Here is a 17686-nt window from a genome sequence, read left to right as displayed (position 1 = left end):
TGTTTATCAAATGTATAAAACGTTTAAACATTAATAGATGTTGTTAAACAAAATTTAACACTTAATTATGTTATTCAATTAAAAGCAATTATTATACCTTACTATTATTGATAGTGATTAGCTCTATCTGTTATTAATTGTATGTCTAGATAAAACTCTTACAGTATCTTGTTTTACTAATGGTTTATCTTTGTAAGACCATAGAACATCACTTGCATATTTACGTGACACTTTTTCACCTACAATAGGCAGTGGATAGTCTTTTCCTAATTCAAAACCTGTTAATTGTTGATCAAAATAACTCATTTTTGATGGTTCGTGTATAAAGGAAGCTTCTAATTGCACTAATTCTGGAACCCATTTTTTTATAAATACACCTTCAGGGTCGTGTTCTATGCTATTTTTTGTAGGATTATAAATGCGTAGCATATTTATGCCAGTTTCTCCTGCTTGCATCTGTATTTGTGGATAATGTATACCTGGTTCGAAATCTAAAAACATACGTGCTAGGTGATTACTTAAATCTTGCCAAGGTTGCCAAAGGTTATGTGTAAAAAACGATACCACTAAAGCTCGCATTCTAAAATTTAAATAACCTGTTTGATTTAAACATCGCATACAAGCATCTACTAAAGGAAAACCTGTTTGTCCTTTTTTCCAAGCTTCTTGAAATTCTAAATTGATAGGCTTGATTAAATTATGATAACCTTTATTAACACTTACAAGCTCCATTTGGTGTTCCATTTCAAACTTTTGAATAAAATGCGCTTGCCAACGTAATCTTGATATAAAACCATCTAAAGGTCTTTTAAATGTGGTGTTTTCCCTTAAGGTATAAGCTTTATTTATAACTTCTTTAATAGATAAATTCCCCCAAGCTATATATGGTGAAATTCTACTACAACTTTTTCTAGCTAATTCTGGTTTACTAATATGACTACTATATTTTTTATAGCGTTCATTAAAAAAGCTACTTAAATATTTTAAACCCGTAGTTCTTCCACCTTTTTGAAAATTGGTATCTAATTTTGTTTCTAAGGATACTGTTTTAAAAAACTGTTCTAAACCTTCAATAGTTTTTAAATCTAAAAGTTGATTTATTTTTGGTTGAAATTGGAATTCTGGTGTATTCATAAAAATCTCCCAATCTTTAACCCAATTTGTTCTGTTTCTTAAACCTCTTTTTATAGCGTTATTTTCATTTTCTATCCACGAGATAGAATTGATTTTGCAATACTTTTTAAAACTCAAATCTCTTTTAAAAGTTGATCCTATACCAGTTTCTTGATGTGAATAGATGTTGGTAATATTGAAAGATTCTATTAATGTTTCTAATGTTGAATTAATCGTGTTGTTAATCACTAAAACTTTAGAGCAATAGGGCAGAAGTTGTCTATTTAAATCTTCTAAAGATTGTTTTACAAAGTTCCAATGTCTTTTATCATAGTGCAAATCTTCAAAAAGAAAATCTTCAAAAAGGTATAATAGTAATGTTCTTTTACCCGATTTTAAAGCGTTAAAAATAGCTTCGTTATCGTGTAAACGTAAATCACGCTTTAGCCAGACTATATTTAGATTTTCTTTAATAATTTTTTTGTGAATTTATTTTATTGATTAGTATCAGTTCTACTTAATCCATCAAGTTTAGTAGAAATTTTGTGATTTTTGTCTAAACTACATCCTAAACACTAATATTTATTAGGATTTTCAATAATATCTTTTGCTTTAATTTTTATTTTATGCAAATCTTCAGGCTTCATTTTATTAAGTAAACTATACATCATTTTCATTCTAAAATTATCTTGTAAATAGTCTCGTTTATCATCTAAAAAGTTCCAATATAAACTGTTAAACGGACAAGCATTATCTGTTACTTTTTCTTTTACATTATAACTACAATTACTACAATAATTTCCCATTTTATTAATGTAGCTCCCACTAGAAACGTACGGTTTTGTTGCAATTTTACCGCCATCTGCAAATTGGCTCATTCCTCTTGTATTGGGTAATTGAACCCATTCTATGGCATCTACATAAATTCCTAAATACCAGGCATCAATTTGGTCAGGGTTAATTTGAGTTAATAACGCATAATTTCCAGTTACCATTAACCGTTGAATATGATGAGCGTAACCATTATCTAATGAGTTATTTATGGCTTTACTAAGACAATTCATTTTTGTATTACCAGTCCAGAAAAAATCTGGAAGTTTGTTGTTGTTTTCTAAGTAATTTAAGTTTTTGTAATCTGGCATTAAATGCCAATACATTCCTCTCATATATTCGCGCCAACCAATTATTTGTCTTATAAATCCTTCTACTTGAGAGATATTTATATATTCTCCGTGTTTACGCCAATAGTTTAAAACGGTTGTTACAATATCTTTAGGTGAAATAGCTTTTATATTTAAAGCAAAAGATAGCCTAGAATGGAATAAAAAGGCTTGTTCTGTATGCATTGCATCTTGATAATCTCCAAAATGAACCAATAAATATTCACAAAAATATTTTAATTGCTCTAATGCTTGACTTCTGTTAATTGGGTAACTAAAACTTTTGTCTTTTATATGTCCAATAGTTTTTATGTTCTCTTTGTTTAATAACTCTAAAATATCTGAGATAGGATTTTCGAAATTTTTAATAGGCGGAATTTTATCTTTTTCATTCCATTTATTACGATTGCTTTTATCGAAATTCCATTTTCCACCTTCAGGTTGATTTCCAATAATCAAAATATCGTGCTTTTTACGTATAACACGATAGAAATTCTCCATTAGGAATTGCTTTTTTCCTTTAAAGAAGTCATTTAAATCTCTCCTTTTAGTATAAAAATGCTCCGTACAATAAACTTTAGATTCAATAGACGTTTCTTCACAAAAAGAAGTTAATTGTTTATCTAACCTATATTCATCTGGTAACTGATATTCAAATTTGCTAATTTTTTTTTCTTTAATAAGTAACTGAATATTTTCTGTAAGATGTTGCGTGTTTTTTTTATCGTCTAAATTAAAATATACCACATTATGTCCTTCATCCTGAAGCCATTTCGAAAAATCGCGCATTGCACTAAAAAAACCAACTATTTTTTGAATATGATGTGTTACATAATCTGTTTCTTGTTTCATTTCGAAAATGGAATAGGTTACATCTTCATTTTTAGATTTATACCAAGAATGCTTTGAATTAAGTTGATCTCCTAAAATTAATCGTAATGTTTTCAAATTAAGTTTATTTGTTTAAATAATTAGGTAAATAATTAAAACAAGGATTCTTGCAACCATAACCTTTGAAATTTGCCACTAGTATCATAGCGTTCAGATTGAAGTTTTACGTTAAATTTCCTGCTTCTTGGATCGTTTCCAACACCAGAAATATACATCCAATTTCCGTAGTTACTATGTACATCGTAATCTATAAGTTGACTTTCAAAATAGCTTGCGCCTATGCGCCAATCTAATTCTAAGTTTTTTGAAAAATAGCTGGCAACGTTTTGTCTACCACGATTACTCATCCAACCGGTTTGTTTTAATTCTAGCATATTGGCATTTACAAACGGTTCTTTTGTTTGTCCGTTAATCCATTTATTTATCTTTAATTTGTTTGTTTCCCAACCGTAATCTGTATTTAATATACCACCAATTTTAAATATTTTGTTTCCGTGTTTAAGCGATACATATTTAAAATAATCACGCCAAATTAGTTCAAAAACTAACCAGTAAGTCGATTCATTTTTAAAATTATTTTGCTCAAATTCTTTAATTTTCCAATAAATAGTTTTAGAAGAAATACTACCATTTGCTAGCCAAGCAGAAAATTTGGAGCTATAATCTGTACCAATTAACCCATTTCTGGTTTTTTTATAAAAACCAAGTTTTTTAGTTTCAAAAAAGTAGTTCTCTAAACGTTTTAAAGCTTCATTTTCTCCACCTTTAAAGGGGAATGCTGTTTTTGTAGATGTTGTGAATTCCTCCAAACCTAAATCTTTAATTGTAGGTGTTGAGGTTATGTTATTTACTAAATTTGCTTTAGGTAAAACAGACTCTATTTTTTTAAGAGCTCTAATAGAGGATTCTTTTTCGCATTTTTTTCTAAATTCAGTAAATACTCGTGGAATGTCTTTAAATTGGTAAGAAATATCTTCTGGATGAAATAAAAATTGGTCATAGGTATCAATAAAATTAATATTTAAAGGTAGATTAGTTTTAACTTCAGTAATACAATTAGCTTCCTCTTTAGTCCACTCTTTTTGATAGAATATAGCATCAAAATTGAATGTCTCGTTTAAATTATTTATTGCCTTAGCTGTATTTTTAAAATAGATAAATAATGAGATATTAAGCGATTCTAAATTAGCTTTAAGTTCTTTAACGGTTTCAATTAAAAATTGTGCTCTAAATTTATCGGTCTTTATAAATCCAAATTGATTTGTATCGAATTGCTTTGGGTCAAATACATAAATACCAATTACTTTATGACTATTTGCTATTGCTTTTAAAAGTGATCTATTGTCGTTTGTGCGTAAATCGTTTTTAAACCAGACTAAGCTTATGTTGTTTTGTTTTTTCGACATTTCTCGCTACAATATTTAACGTTTTCCCAATTTTCCTTCCATTTTTTACGCCATGTAAAAGATAGTTTACAGGTTTGGCAGGTTTTTTTGGGAAGATGTTGTTTTTTCAAATTAAGGTAATAGGTTTAGTTGTTATCTATACATTTTAATTCTCCGCCATCGCTTCAAATAAAAACACTCGATAGACTTTATATTTCATACTTAAAAAACTACTTTGCATTTGCTATTTTTTTAATCATCCCATTAAAAATAAAGCCGTGAAATGGTAAAACACTATACCAGTAAAGCCTTCCTGCTAATCCTTTTGGTCTGAATGTAGCACGTTGGTATACTTTTCCTTTAGCAACTTTAAACTCTAACCAAGCCTCTCCAGGTAATTTCATTTCTGCTAAAAGAATTAATCGTTTTTGATTTTTATCAGCAACTAAAACGCGCCAAAAATCTAAAGCATCGCCAGTTTTCAATTCTGTTTTATTGGTTCTTCCTCTTCGTAATCCAATACCACCAAATAATTTATCTATGTAACCTCTAATTTTCCACAATATAGTGCCGTAATACCAACCATTTTCTCCACCAATAGCCCAAATTTTCTCTAAAGTTTTTTCTTCACTTATAACCGTTAATTCTTTAATATCTTTAAAACAACCGTGTTTTGGCACTTTTAAATATTTTGTGGAAGCTTGTTTGTTTTGTCGCCCACTTATAAATGCGTCTTTCCAACTAGATGTAATGCTATTGGTTTCAATTCTTACAAATGCAAATTCTATGGCATTTTTATAATTCATTGGCTTTATATCAAGAATGGTATTAATATTACTTTTAATACCTATAATCTCAATTCCCATACTATTGACTAAAGAAGATGCTAATTTATAAGATGTTGATGTTACAAAATATAGCCAATAACTTGATAGTTTTGGAGTCATAACAGGAACCGTTAATATATATCGTTTTAGCCCACGAACTTCCGAGAATTTTAGAAGCATTTGCTTGTAAGTCAATACTTCTGGTCCAAAAATATCATGAGATGTATTGAATAGTTCTTTTTTACCTAATGCACGTGTTAAAAAAGTTAAAACATCTCTAACACTTATGGGTTGTGTTTTAGTATTTAACCATTTAGGAGCAATCATTACAGGTAATTTTTCTACTAAGTCTCTAATTATCTCAAAACTAGCACTTCCAGAACCAACAATAATTCCTGCTTTAAAAACAGTTAATACATAAATTTTAGATTGTAAAGTGTTCTCTACATTTTTACGAGATAATAAATGTTTTGAAAGTTTTGTGTCGTTTGTTATTCCGCTTAAATAGATAACTTGTTTTGCATTAGTAGTTTCTATGTAGTTTTTGAAGTTGATAGCACAATCTTCTTCCATTTTATGAAACTGATCAATGGAGTTAGACATAGAGTGAATTAAGTAATAAGCCGCATCTATATCTTTTGGGATGTTTTTTAACGTATCAGGCTTTAAAAAATCAGCTTCTATAACTTGTATGTTATCTTCTTCTTCATATTTTTTTTGAGTTCTTAATTGACCTCTTACAGCACAAACAACTGTATGACCTTGCTCCAAAAGAATTGGAATAATTCTTTTACCAATATAACCCGATGCACCTGTAATTAAAATTTTCATTAGTTAGTTATATTAATAGTTTTAGCTCTTTTTTAGAGACTTTTTGGTCTTTGGTAATCTAGTCGCTTTTCGACTACTGGCAGTAAATAAGTATCTAATCCGTTAATAGAAGCAACATTTGCTTTACTTAGGTTTAAGAAACCATCTGCTTCAATAATATCTTGATTGACGTGAATATGTTGAATCTCGCCAATAACCAAAATAGTTCCATTCTCCTTAATAGGATATTCGGTAATAAATTTCATTTCTAGTTGCACCGGAGAATCCTTTACAAAAGGAGCAATACAATTTTCTTTTATTTCTGAAGTTAAATTTGTAACATCAAACTCTGAAATAGTTTCATCATAACTAGCAGACGTATGATGCGCATCCTCTATAATCGATTTATGAATATGATTTATAGTGTAAACGCCAGTTTCTTTTATGTTATTATAGGTATGTCTAATTACTGTTGTTGGTCTGCAAAAAAAGCCGAGTAGTGGAGGATTACTACCAATGTGTGTAACCGAACTAAAAACAGTAACATTTTGTTGTCCTGACTTTGAGGTTGTGCCAATTAAATTTGCACTTTTAAAGCCAGAACAACTATTTACTAAATTTATTCTGTAAAGATGCTCTAATTCTTTTAAATCGGCTTTAGAAAAAGTCATATTACAAGTTTTTGTAATTATTTATTTTAATGTTTTGAGCTTTTAAGTCGAACATTAAATTATACAATCCAAAAAAGGTTCTGTTTATATAAATAAAGTGTTTAGAACCTCTATTTCCGTTCATTTTTTTAAGTTCAGTACTTTTGCTATAGCGTTGACCTAATTCTGTAATAGCATCAAAGAATTTTGGATCCGAAAAGTCAAAGTTTTCTTCATGAAATGGCTGTGTAAACAGGCTTAACATTTCGTGAAATAATGCCGTAAAAAATACTGTTTCTTCTTTAGTATCTTCTTTTTTAAGAATCTCTAATTCATACATTTTTTGGTTAAAGAAATCTAAGTTTTCAATATTTTCTTTTACAGCTAATTCAAAATAAGGTGTGTAGAAATCTTCAGGTATAGTTTTCATACAACCGAAGTCTAAAGCAATAAGTTGAGCTTCTTTAGAAATTAAGAAATTTCCAGGATGCGGATCTGCGTGTACTTTTTTAAGTACGTGCATTTGGTACATATAAAAATCCCAAAGTGCTTGACCAATTTTATTAGATTTTACTTGGTTTGTGTTATGAGCTGTAAATTCAGATAAATGTTCGCCAGTCATCCAATCCATTGTAATGATACGTTCTGAAGATAATTTTTCATAATATCTTGGAAATTGTAAATTTGGAATATGTTGGCAAGCCTCTACTATTTCTTTAGATTGTTTAACTTCAAGAATATAATTGGTTTCTTCAACTAATTTATCTTCAACTTCTTTAAAATACTTCCCGGAATCTTTTCCTTTGATATTAAACATTTGAATAGCAATGGGTTTTACCATAGCCAAATCGCTCGAAATACTTTCGGCAACACCAGGATATTGAATTTTCACAGCAAGTTTCTTCCCATTCTTTTCCGCTAAATGCACTTGACCAATACTGGCAGCGTTAACAGAATTAAGATTAAATGTGTCAAAGATTTGGCTTGGTAACTTCCCAAAATGTTTTTTAAATGTTTTTTCTACTAATGGTGCAGATAGTGGTGGCACAGAAAACTGAGCTAAAGAAAATTTTTCTACATAGGCTTTAGGTAGAATGCTTTTTTCCATACTTAGCATTTGAGCAACTTTTAAGGCGCTGCCTTTAAGTTGTTTTAGACCATCGTAAATATCTTCTGCATTATTTTCGTTTAAACGTTGTTTTGCTTCTTCTTCGGTTTTAGTGATTTTATCACCATAATATTTAATATAATTAACACCAACTTTAGCACCTGTAGATACTAGTTTTGATGCTCTTGATATTTTTCCAGTAGGTATGCTATCTATAGTTTTCATAGGACATTTTTTAAAGCAATAAATTAAAATAATGGGATAATTTGTTTAGTCATTTAAAATACACTTAAAACCAACCAAACTCATTCAAACAACTTAAATTATCCCATCTTTATTTTTTCTTTGAAGATAAATTTCCCAAAATCAATTAAGCTTTTTAATGGTGCTACATTTAACATATCAAAACTGGTATTTACAGATTTCTCTATGAATATATCTGTTTTTTCAAATGAATTAGAAGAATCGTCTAACCAGAATTTAATTGTAATTAACAATTGTAACCAAGCTGTTTCAGTTAAACCTCTATTCTGAATTTTTTCTAATGTATCTTGCTTAACTTCTATTAATTCAATGTTTAAATTTTTAATGTAATGTGCGAAACTCGATTTCAAACTTCCTAATGATTGTAATGATTTTAGACTGTTTTTATGTTGTTGTAAGGCGTAAATTACATAACTTCTATTAGCGGTAAGGTTCTCGAAAAATGTAAAATAGAAACTTAGTAGTTTGTCTCTTGGTTCGAAATTTGGATAATCTTCACTATGTTGTAAAGCAATTATGGTGTTATCATAAAAAGCTTTGAATATTTTTTTCTCTAAAGCATCAAAAGAAGCAAAATGTTGGTAGAACTTAGATTCTTCAAAATTATTATACTTAGCAAACGCGTAAATGGTTTTAGGTTGTTCATTATGTTCTAAAACATAATCCATATAAAACCCGAATAAATCTTGTCCTGTAATATTTTTCTTTTTAGCCATCAGTTACTTTGTTTTGATAGCATAAAGATATAAAATGTTTAACTATAATTGTAATTAGTTAAACAAAAATTAACATATACTTAAGTTATTAGCAATTTGATTCCTTACAACATTGGTCTTCTTTAATTAATTTACAACTAATAACTGCTGCTAATGCACCAAGGATAGGAGCAGAGATATATAACCATAAATACTGATAATTACCTGTAAATAATGCAGGAGCAATAGATCTAATTGGGTTCATAGATGCTTTTGTAATTGGACCTGCAAACATAGCTTCTAATAAAATTACGCCACCTATAGCTATACCTGCCATAATTCCTGTTTCTTTACTTCCTGTAGATACATTTATAATAACCACCATTAAAAAGAAGGTTAAAATGAATTCTAAAATAGCTGCCTTATAGGCAGGAAATCCTTCCATTGGAGTTGTTTCTCCTAAAAACTGACTTTCGGGAAATAGAAAAGCTAATAATGCGATTGCTAAAATTGCTCCAACACTTTGTGCTAATATATATGAAGGTACTTTGTTCCACTCAAATTTTTTGGCATAAGCAAAAGCAATAGAAACAGCTGGATTAAAATGTGCTCCAGAGGTTTCACCAAAAGCATAAATCATAGCCATTACAATTAAGCCCCAAACCGAAGCAACACCAACGTGAGAAATACTTCCGCCAGTAATTTCGTTAATTGTCATTGCGCCGCAACCACAAAAAATTAAGGCAAATGTTCCTATAGTTTCTGCTATTAATTGTTTTTTCATTTTAGCTTATTTTTGAGAATACATATTTTAATTCTGTTGCTATATCTAAACAACGTTCTAAATATTTTTCAGTTTGAAAAGGTGTATTATCAAATGCTTTGGGGTCTTCATAGGTAATTGGAATACGTTTTTCTGCACCAGCAATAAATGGACAACCTACATCTGCCGATGAACAAGTTAAAATTGCAGCAAAGTTAGACTTAGGATTAAAAGGCGCATCAAATTTTTTAGAGAATCCAATAATTGAATGCTCATTTTCTGCATATAAAATACTATAAACAGGATTTTCTTCTTTAGAAATTTGTTCTATTTTAAATCCAATTTTAGTTAATGTTTCTGCTACTTTTGGAAATAAAGCAGTAGCTTCTGTTCCTCCAGAATAACTAAAAACATTTTTTACATTATAATGAAACGCTAAAACTTGTGCCCAAACTTGACTTAAATGACTTCGACGAGAGTTATGTGTACAAATAAAATTTAAGCGTATTGTTTCATTTTTATCTTTTTTTTCTTGAATAAATTCAATTAAAGGATTTAAAATGCTTTTTCGTTCTAAAGAGATAGTATTCGTATCTAATTTAGTAATGGCTTGTTGAATATTGGAGTAGAGCATAAGTCTTAATTTTAGCAGCAACCAGAATTTGGTGCACAAGAGTTAGATGCTATTTCTGATATTTTAACTTTTGGTTTAGAATTAGGTAAACCACATTCATCTAAGGCTAAACAATCGGTTATTTTACCTGTTAAATGAAATTGCTCATCTTTAAATTCTAATCCAAATGTTTCGATAGTATTTTTACCTTGAAATTCTACTTCGACATCTAAATTTGCTAAGTTTAATGTTTCCTCTGCTAAATTTATAATACTCACTAATTTTTCTGGATGTAATCTATGGTTGTAATCTGTGGCATTCCATAACTGGAAATTTATCTTTTTTTCTTGACGTAATTTACCACCACAATCAATAAATGTTTTTGATACTTTTCCAATCTCAGTGACGTGAAAATGTTCTGGTACTAAATTACCGTTTGGTAATACAAATGCAATTTGTTCTAAGTTTTGTAAATAATTTTTAATCTCTTGTAAATTCATAAATTTAAGTTTTAGCAACAGTTCGAATTAGTAATGTCTCTATTTAAAAAAGTGTTCAAAAGTGTTTTTAAATTAGTCCAATTTTTGGTATTTAAACAATAGCAAACGCTTGTTCCTTCAATGGTTCCTTGAATTAACCCTGCATTTTTAAGTGCTGCCAAATGCTGTGAAATGGTAGGTTGTGCTAAACCAATTTCTTCGACTAAGTCACCACAAATACAGGTTTTAGAATCAAAAATGTATTCTAAAATAGCAATTCTCGCTGGATGAGCTAAAGCTTTAGCAAGATTTGAAAGTGTGTTTTGGTTGCTTGTAAATAGCTCTGTTTTAGCTAATCCCATTTTTTTATATTTTTATATTGCAATATTACGATTAATAAAATATTCAAACAAATCATTTTAAGTTTTAATTAACAATTCTAATCTATTTAATGTTTAATTTTATCTTTTTAATAAATTATACTAATTAACTATAACTATGAAAAAATTAATTCTTTTAGCTGTAATAGCTTTATCGTCTTGTATTTCTGTACAAGCACAAATTGAAACACCACAACCAAGTCCAGCACAAAAAATGGAGCAAAAAGTTGGTTTAACAGATGTTACTTTAGAGTTTTCTCGTCCATCTATGAAAGGTAGAACCATTTTTGGAGATTTAGTACCTTTTGATAAAATGTGGCGTACAGGTGCTAATAAAAACACTATGATTACATTTTCTTCTGATGTGACTATTGGTGGAAAAGAAGTAAAAGCTGGCTCTTATGCTATTTTTACTACACCAGGGAAAACATCTTGGGATATTATTTTTTATTCTGATACTAGTAATTGGGGAACACCACAAAAATGGGATGAAGCTAAAGTTGCTGCTAAAATTTCTGTTAAGCCACAAGTGATGCCATTTAAAGTTGAAACTCTTACAATGTCTTTTGACAATTTAACTAATAACTCTGCTGTATTAAGTCTTTTATGGGAAAATACAATGATAGATGTTAAGTTTGAAGTACCAACTGACAAAGCTGTTTCTGATGCTATTGCTAAAACTATGGCTGGACCAAGTGCGCAAGATTATTATGCGTCTGCTCGTTACTATTTAGAAGCTGGAAAAGATATTAAGCAAGCTAATACGTGGATGGATAAAGCTGTAGAAATGACAAAAGATTCTCCTAAATTTTGGTGGCTACGTCAACAATCTTTAATTAAAGCAAAAGCGGGTGATACTAAAGGAGCAATTACTGCTGCTAAGGCGTCTTTAGAAGGAGCTACTAAAGCTGGTAATGCTGATTATGTTAAAATGAATAAAGATTCTTTAAAAGAATGGGGAGCAAAAATGTAATCCTTTCTTTGTTACACACTAAAACAAAAAAAGCCTTAAACATTATGTTTAAGGCTTTTTTTGTTTTTTATGATTAAGATAAATCGTAATATTTTAGTATTAAATACAAATTCTCAATAGAATAGAAGTCTGTTTCAATTTTCCACCCTAAAATTATAGGATTTAGAAATAAATCAACTAATTGCTGTTTATAATCTATGTTAGAAATTAGATGTAATTGATTCTCTTTTTCAATAATATAAAATGTCTTAGGATTAATACTTCCAGCATCATTCCTTAATACTTTATATTCATATAAACTAGCTTCTCCTTTGTAAAGGCGTTTTAAAAATACATCTTTATCTACAGATAAAATGGGTTTTGTAATATGTTTTAAATCGTAAATCACATTATTTTTTCTGTAAGTTAATGTTTGTTCTTTACAGATTTTAGTTTTGTTTCCAGAATTATTTTTAATAAATTTAGCTCCAAAAAACGGATCTTTTATTTCTCCAAAAACAGTATCAGATTCTTTATTTACAATATAATCTTGTTGTTTTTGGGAAACTGAAATAAACTGTTTGTATTCTTTAGTGATTAGGTTTTTATCTGTTTTAAAACCTTCAGTTTTTAGTTTATAAATTATATCGTTTTTTCTTATAATATTTGCTTTAGAAATAGAATAAGTTAAAGTAGAGTCTTTTTTTATTTTATATAGTTTATCAGCTTTAATAACACCGTAAATCGTATCGTTAGTTTCTGTCACTAAATAATCTAAAACATTGTTCTGAGCTTGAATTTGAAAAGAAACAAAGCAAAGAAATATAGATATAGTGAGTTTCATTTTATATAGAGTTTTCATAAATTAAATAACCAAACGCGATTAATATTCCACTTAATGTAAATAGAATTCCTTTTCCTTTAATAGTAGAATCTTTTATACTTAATACTAAAGCTATAATAATGGCTAAAATGCAACCCACAAAATTCAACCATAAAAATGGTAGTTTTATAATTCCAAATTCGTTTAGCCCAAAAAGTGCTATAATAATGATTTGAGTGATTAAAGCCGAAACAAAAACAGCATTAGCCTTTACATGTTTAAAGAAAAATGCTAACAAGAAAATACCTAAAACATTTCCATAAAAAATCGAACCAATAATATTTACTAACTGAATTAAGTTTTCTGCCAAATTAGCAATACACGCAATTCCAATAGCTAATATTCCCCAAAGTAATGTAAATACACGAGAAACGTTAAGCATATGTTTTTCGTCTTTCTTATTGTCTTCATTTTGATACAGATCTATAGTTGTTGTACTTGCTAAAGCATTCAATTCGCTCGCAGTACTAGACATTGCTGCACTTAAAATAACGGCTAATAATAACCCAATTAAACCTCTTGGGAGATTATGAAGTATAAAGTGAATAAACACATAGTCTTTATCGTTAGTCTCCACTTTAAGTTTTTTTGTTTGTCCTGCTTTTTCAATTAAAGTTTTTGCAGCTTCACGATTTGCATCTACTTGATGTGTTATTCTTAATATTTCTGGTGCGCTTTCATCTTTATAATCTGTAATTAAGTTTTGTTTTAATTGAAATAAATCTGCGTGTTCCTTTTCAAGATTTTTATAGTCTTGCGCGTATTCAGAATTTAAAACGACTTCAGTAGCAGTAGGGTTGAAGTTTAAAGGTGATGCATTAAACTGATAGAATACAAAAACCATAACACCAATAAATAGTATAAAAAACTGCATTGGAACTTTTAATAAACCATTAAAAATTAAGCCTAATTGCATTTCTTTAACAGATTTACCTGATAAATAGCGTTGTACTTGACTTTGGTCTGTTCCAAAATACGACAGCATTAAAAAAGTTCCTCCAATAAGTCCACTCCAAATGGTATATCTGTTATCTAAATCGAAAGAAAAATCAATAACTTCCATTTTACCACTAGCTCCAGCAATATCTACAGCTTTTTTAAAGGTAATATCTGCTGGTAATTGATGCATTATTAATATGAATGCAATGACCATTCCCGTAAAAATCACTACCATTTGATGCTTTTGCGTGACGTTTACGGCTTTTGTTCCACCAGATACGGTATAGATAATTACTAGAATCCCAATAATAATGTTTAATAGAATTAAATTCCAACCTAAAACTACTGATAAAATAATAGCAGGTGCAAAAATGGTAATTCCAGCTGCTAACCCACGTTGAATTAAAAATAAGATAGCAGTTAAGGTTCTGGTTTTTTTGTCGAATCTACTCTCTAAAAATTCATAAGCCGTATAAACCTTTAACTTATGATATAATGGAATAAAAACCATACAAATAACCACCATAGCAAAAGGCAGCCCAAAATAGAATTGCACAAAACCCATTCCATCGTTAAATGCTTGCCCTGGTGTAGATAGAAAAGTTATAGCACTAGCTTGTGTTGCCATAACAGATAAACCAATTGTCCACCATTTGCTGTTATTTCCCCCTTTTAAAAAATCTTGAACATTTTTACTGCCACGTGTTTGGTACGTACCGTATCCTACAATGGTTAATAATGTTCCTATTAAAACAATCCAATCTACTGTTTGCATATTAAAAAGCTTTAGTAATTAAGTAAAAAACAATAACATAGATTGCGTTAGCAACTAACACTAAGGTGAACAATTTGTTCCATTTATAGTTTTTCATATGTTTTAATCTTTAGGTTGTAATTTTTACATCAACACATTTTAAAATTAATTAGTTTTTCCAATACTTAACATATTTGCAAATAGGCGATAAGCTCCAGAAACTCCAGCTGGGAATTCTCTAAAAAAGCTTAAACCTGTATATATGTAGTAGCCTTTTCCGTATGGTGCAACCAATAAACTTCCAGTTTTAGGTGTTTCATCTTTATCGTGCATAGATAAAATTGGCGTGAATTCTTTTGCCCATTCGTTTGGAAAATATAAACCACGTTCCTGTGTCCAACCTTTAAAATCGGTTTGTGTAATCTTATTTGGATAATTTAGTAAACTGTGTTCAGGACTCAAAAAAGTAACCTTTGCATTTTCATCTGTAACGCGATCACGAGATAATTTTAAGTTATAAGGTGCTAGTTTTTCCACTTTTAATCTATGTCTTGTGTTATATTGCACAATCATATTCCCACCATTTTTAACAAAGTCGAATAAAATATCTTGCTTAAATTTAATAGTTTCTAAGGTATTGTAAGCTCTAATTCCAACAACTAACGCATCAAATTTAGATAGGTTTTCTTTAGATAAGTCATCTACTTTTAAAACAGTTACTTTATAACCAATTTGTTCTAAACTTTGAGGAACAATATCTCCTGCACCTTCAATATAAGCTACATTTTTACCTCGTTTTTTAATATTTAATTTAACCACTCTACTTTCTGAAGGTAATAAAATAGTTTGGTAAGGAATATGCTCATAATCTACTTCTATTAATTCTTTAGAATAGCTTTTGTACCCAATGGATAATAACGGTTTTATAGAACCTTCGCTTTCATTATTTAATGGTTTTAAGCTGAAAACGAACGTTTGCTCTTGACCTTTATTTACTATTGATACTTCATACGATTTTGGAGAAACAGTCCAAGAAGTAGGAATTTCTAATTGTAAGTTTCCTTCAAGATTGTTTTTTCCTGATTTTACAGTTACTTTAATGTCTTTAGCTTCATTAGAATTGAAAATAAACACTTTTTCGTCTAACTTAACTGATGCTTCTGGAATAATCTCAAATGGCTTGTAAACTTCGCCTTTTACAGGATCATTCATTTTATAAACTAAAGGTTTTGTATAGCTTATTACTGTATTGTCTATAATTAAATTGAAGGTATAATTATAATGTCTTGGTGTTTCTGGCAAACCAATTAATGCTTTGTCTTCCACATTATACATTCCTAAAGTTCCTTTTTTATTTAACCAATAAGGTGTTGTATTGTTCGTGTTTTCTGAAATATTAAGTTGTTCTTCAAATTTAAACGATTCGTTTTCTGCCAAGTTTATATTTTTTTCTGTTGAAATATTTTCAGGTAAATCAATACTTTTTAAAGTGATTAAAGATGAACTTCTATTTATAGCTTCAATTTTTACTTTAACAGATGAGTTTTGGGTTCCATAATTAGTATCTGCAACTGCTTCTAAATATAAACCAGAACACGCGTAGATAATAGCTTTAATTTCTTTTATCTTTTGAGTTTTCCAATGCTTATTTTCTAAATTTTGAATTAATTGATACGCTTTTATTAATTCTGAAATTGAAGCAGAAGGTTTATCAAAATCAAAATCACGTTCAACTTTAGATAAAACATCTTGTATGGCTTTTCCGCCTTTTACGCGTGTCCAAGTGATATTTATACCATCAAAAATATTGGATTTGTCTTTTGGTAAATCACCTTTAATTAATTCTATGTATTCGGTTTGATTTCCACGAGTTCCTGTGTTTCCAAAACCTTGAGACTTATGCTGGCTTCTACTTAAAGATGCAATTTCTGTATTGCTTAAGCCTAATTTTGGATAATAAGTACCAACATTAAAGTCTAATAAATTGGTTTTATCTGCAGCTTTAAACTTTTCTTTACTACCATAAAACCACCAAGACGTATTAAAAAATTCACGTTTTACTTGCCAAGTTCCAAATTCTTTAACTTGTTCTGGATACGCATTTTTATTGCTAGCTAAATCAAAAGCTTCAAAACTTAATAATGCAGAGGTAGTATGATGTCCGTGCGTAGTTCCTGGACTTCTATGGTCAAAACGATTAATAATAACATCTGGTTTAAATTGTCTTATGGCTAAAACCACATCGCTTAATACTTCTTTTTTATTCCAAATAGCTAACGTTTCGTCTGGATGTTTTGAGTAACCAAAATCGTTAGCACGCGTAAAACGTTGTTCTCCGCCATCTGTTCGTCTTGCTGCTAATAATTCTTGCGTTCTAATTACACCTAATAATTCTCTAATTTCTGGACCAATTAAGTTTTGGCCGCCATCGCCACGAGTTAAAGATAAATAAGCCGTTCTTGCTTTTACGTGATTAGATAAATAAGAAATTAACCTAGTGTTTTCATCGTCTGGATGAGCCGCTATATATAAGACAGAGCCTAAAAAATTAAGTTTTTTTATAGATTCGTGAATTTTTGATGCATTTGGTTTTTTTGGCTGTTGCGCCGTTAATTGCAGCGAGAATCCAATTATAAATAGGAGCGAAGCGTATATTTTTGTCATCTGGAATAATTAGAATTTGATAAAGTATCAAATATAACGAATCGCTTTTTTTAATTCAGGTTTTAAGGTTTCTTTAACTGTTTTGAGTTAGTTGAATATGGTTTTATTTACACAGAACAAGTATAAACTGGTTAAAGTAGATTTAATACAAATAAGCTGTTTTTCTATTTGTTATATCCCGTTGTTAGCCACTTTATTTTTATTCTTTCCCTTCAGCAATATCAACATCGTGTCCATATTTGGGTGTTGTGATTTTTATTTCGCGTTCTTGTCTATTTTGTATCGTTATTTTCAATCCTTTCTCAAACAAGGTTTCATTTTCTTGTTTATAGTATCTCGGTCTTAGCCAAACACCT

The 17686-nt window shown here is 29.5% G+C and carries 16 protein-coding genes; 1 reads left to right on the top strand and 15 read right to left on the bottom strand.

Features of this window, described 5'->3' with window-relative positions; genetic code table 11:
• Positions 1-123 precede the first annotated feature (123 nt).
• The 12 genes from ACFDSN_RS05850 to ACFDSN_RS05795 all read right to left on the bottom strand — a co-directional run bounded on the left by ACFDSN_RS05850 (position 124) and on the right by ACFDSN_RS05795 (position 11120).
• Positions 124-1569, bottom strand: a complete 1446-nt coding sequence (locus ACFDSN_RS05850) for a deoxyribodipyrimidine photo-lyase/cryptochrome family protein (protein ID WP_375238920.1) — start codon at positions 1567-1569, stop codon at positions 124-126.
• A 119-nt stretch (positions 1570-1688) separates the two neighbouring features.
• Entirely contained in the window at positions 1689-3221 is a 1533-nt protein-coding gene (locus ACFDSN_RS05845; protein ID WP_375238902.1) for a cryptochrome/photolyase family protein, read from the bottom strand.
• A gap of 35 nt (positions 3222-3256) precedes the next feature.
• Positions 3257-4570 (bottom strand): DASH family cryptochrome, encoded by a 1314-nt coding sequence (locus ACFDSN_RS05840; RefSeq protein ID WP_375238901.1) that lies wholly within the window; start codon positions 4568-4570, stop codon positions 3257-3259.
• Positions 4546-4680, bottom strand: a complete 135-nt coding sequence (locus ACFDSN_RS05835) for a DUF2256 domain-containing protein (protein ID WP_375238900.1) — start codon at positions 4678-4680, stop codon at positions 4546-4548. Before ACFDSN_RS05835 ends, ACFDSN_RS05840 begins: the two co-directional genes overlap by 25 nt.
• Positions 4681-4779: 99 nt before the next feature.
• Entirely contained in the window at positions 4780-6207 is a 1428-nt protein-coding gene (locus tag ACFDSN_RS05830; protein ID WP_375238899.1) for an SDR family oxidoreductase, read from the bottom strand.
• Positions 6208-6239: 32 nt separating this feature from the next.
• Entirely contained in the window at positions 6240-6857 is a 618-nt protein-coding gene (locus ACFDSN_RS05825; protein ID WP_375238898.1) for a flavin reductase family protein, read from the bottom strand.
• A gap of 1 nt (position 6858) precedes the next feature.
• Positions 6859-8169 carry an ABC1 kinase family protein gene (locus ACFDSN_RS05820; RefSeq protein WP_375238897.1) on the bottom strand — a complete coding sequence of 437 codons (1311 nt, stop codon included), beginning with the start codon at positions 8167-8169 and terminating at the stop codon, positions 6859-6861.
• A 98-nt stretch (positions 8170-8267) separates the two neighbouring features.
• On the bottom strand, positions 8268-8924 hold the full coding sequence (locus ACFDSN_RS05815) for a TetR family transcriptional regulator C-terminal domain-containing protein (protein WP_375238896.1): 657 nt from the start codon (positions 8922-8924) through the stop codon (positions 8268-8270).
• Positions 8925-9012: 88 nt separating this feature from the next.
• On the bottom strand, positions 9013-9687 hold the full coding sequence (locus ACFDSN_RS05810) for an MIP/aquaporin family protein (RefSeq protein WP_375238895.1): 675 nt from the start codon (positions 9685-9687) through the stop codon (positions 9013-9015).
• Position 9688: 1 nt separating this feature from the next.
• Positions 9689-10300, bottom strand: a complete 612-nt coding sequence (locus tag ACFDSN_RS05805; protein WP_375238894.1) for a low molecular weight phosphatase family protein — start codon at positions 10298-10300, stop codon at positions 9689-9691.
• 11 nt (positions 10301-10311) lie between these two features.
• On the bottom strand, positions 10312-10779 hold the full coding sequence (locus tag ACFDSN_RS05800) for a DUF6428 family protein (protein ID WP_375238893.1): 468 nt from the start codon (positions 10777-10779) through the stop codon (positions 10312-10314).
• A gap of 11 nt (positions 10780-10790) precedes the next feature.
• Positions 10791-11120, bottom strand: coding sequence for an ArsR/SmtB family transcription factor (locus tag ACFDSN_RS05795; protein ID WP_375238892.1), 330 nt, complete (start codon positions 11118-11120; stop codon positions 10791-10793).
• 136 nt (positions 11121-11256) lie between these two features.
• Here ACFDSN_RS05795 and ACFDSN_RS05790 point away from each other — a divergent pair, with 136 nt between their 5' ends.
• Entirely contained in the window at positions 11257-12111 is an 855-nt protein-coding gene (locus tag ACFDSN_RS05790; protein WP_375238891.1) for a DUF2911 domain-containing protein, read from the top strand.
• A 73-nt stretch (positions 12112-12184) separates the two neighbouring features.
• Here ACFDSN_RS05790 and ACFDSN_RS05785 read toward each other — a convergent pair whose 3' ends face one another.
• The 3 genes from ACFDSN_RS05785 to ACFDSN_RS05775 all read right to left on the bottom strand — a co-directional run bounded on the left by ACFDSN_RS05785 (position 12185) and on the right by ACFDSN_RS05775 (position 17330).
• Complete coding sequence (locus ACFDSN_RS05785; protein ID WP_375238890.1) at positions 12185-12934, bottom strand: hypothetical protein; 750 nt, start codon at positions 12932-12934, stop codon at positions 12185-12187.
• Position 12935: 1 nt separating this feature from the next.
• A complete protein-coding gene (locus tag ACFDSN_RS05780; RefSeq protein WP_375238889.1) occupies positions 12936-14687 on the bottom strand; it encodes a sodium:solute symporter in 1752 nt (583 codons plus the stop codon).
• 144 nt (positions 14688-14831) lie between these two features.
• Complete coding sequence (locus tag ACFDSN_RS05775) at positions 14832-17330, bottom strand: PIG-L family deacetylase (protein WP_375238888.1); 2499 nt, start codon at positions 17328-17330, stop codon at positions 14832-14834.
• Positions 17331-17686: the final 356 nt, after the last annotated feature.

It is taken from the genome of Aurantibacter sp., assembly GCF_042094015.1.
Lineage (GTDB): Bacteria > Bacteroidota > Bacteroidia > Flavobacteriales > Flavobacteriaceae > Aurantibacter.
The sequence above is the reverse complement of the archived record's forward strand: the minus strand, read 5'-3'. Positions and strand labels throughout refer to the sequence as shown.

Coding starts and splice junctions, on each gene's coding strand:
- ACFDSN_RS05840 (WP_375238901.1), bottom strand. CDS start 4,570: ATGTCGAAAAAACAAAACAACATAAGCTTAGTCTGGTTTAAAAACGAT.
- ACFDSN_RS05830 (WP_375238899.1), bottom strand. CDS start 6,207: ATGAAAATTTTAATTACAGGTGCATCGGGTTATATTGGTAAAAGAATT.
- ACFDSN_RS05825 (WP_375238898.1), bottom strand. CDS start 6,857: ATGACTTTTTCTAAAGCCGATTTAAAAGAATTAGAGCATCTTTACAGA.
- ACFDSN_RS05820 (WP_375238897.1), bottom strand. CDS start 8,169: ATGAAAACTATAGATAGCATACCTACTGGAAAAATATCAAGAGCATCA.
- ACFDSN_RS05815 (WP_375238896.1), bottom strand. CDS start 8,924: ATGGCTAAAAAGAAAAATATTACAGGACAAGATTTATTCGGGTTTTAT.
- ACFDSN_RS05810 (WP_375238895.1), bottom strand. CDS start 9,687: ATGAAAAAACAATTAATAGCAGAAACTATAGGAACATTTGCCTTAATT.
- ACFDSN_RS05805 (WP_375238894.1), bottom strand. CDS start 10,300: ATGCTCTACTCCAATATTCAACAAGCCATTACTAAATTAGATACGAAT.
- ACFDSN_RS05800 (WP_375238893.1), bottom strand. CDS start 10,779: ATGAATTTACAAGAGATTAAAAATTATTTACAAAACTTAGAACAAATT.
- ACFDSN_RS05795 (WP_375238892.1), bottom strand. CDS start 11,120: ATGGGATTAGCTAAAACAGAGCTATTTACAAGCAACCAAAACACACTT.
- ACFDSN_RS05790 (WP_375238891.1), top strand. CDS start 11,257: ATGAAAAAATTAATTCTTTTAGCTGTAATAGCTTTATCGTCTTGTATT.
- ACFDSN_RS05785 (WP_375238890.1), bottom strand. CDS start 12,934: ATGAAACTCACTATATCTATATTTCTTTGCTTTGTTTCTTTTCAAATT.
- ACFDSN_RS05780 (WP_375238889.1), bottom strand. CDS start 14,687: ATGCAAACAGTAGATTGGATTGTTTTAATAGGAACATTATTAACCATT.
- ACFDSN_RS05775 (WP_375238888.1), bottom strand. CDS start 17,330: ATGACAAAAATATACGCTTCGCTCCTATTTATAATTGGATTCTCGCTG.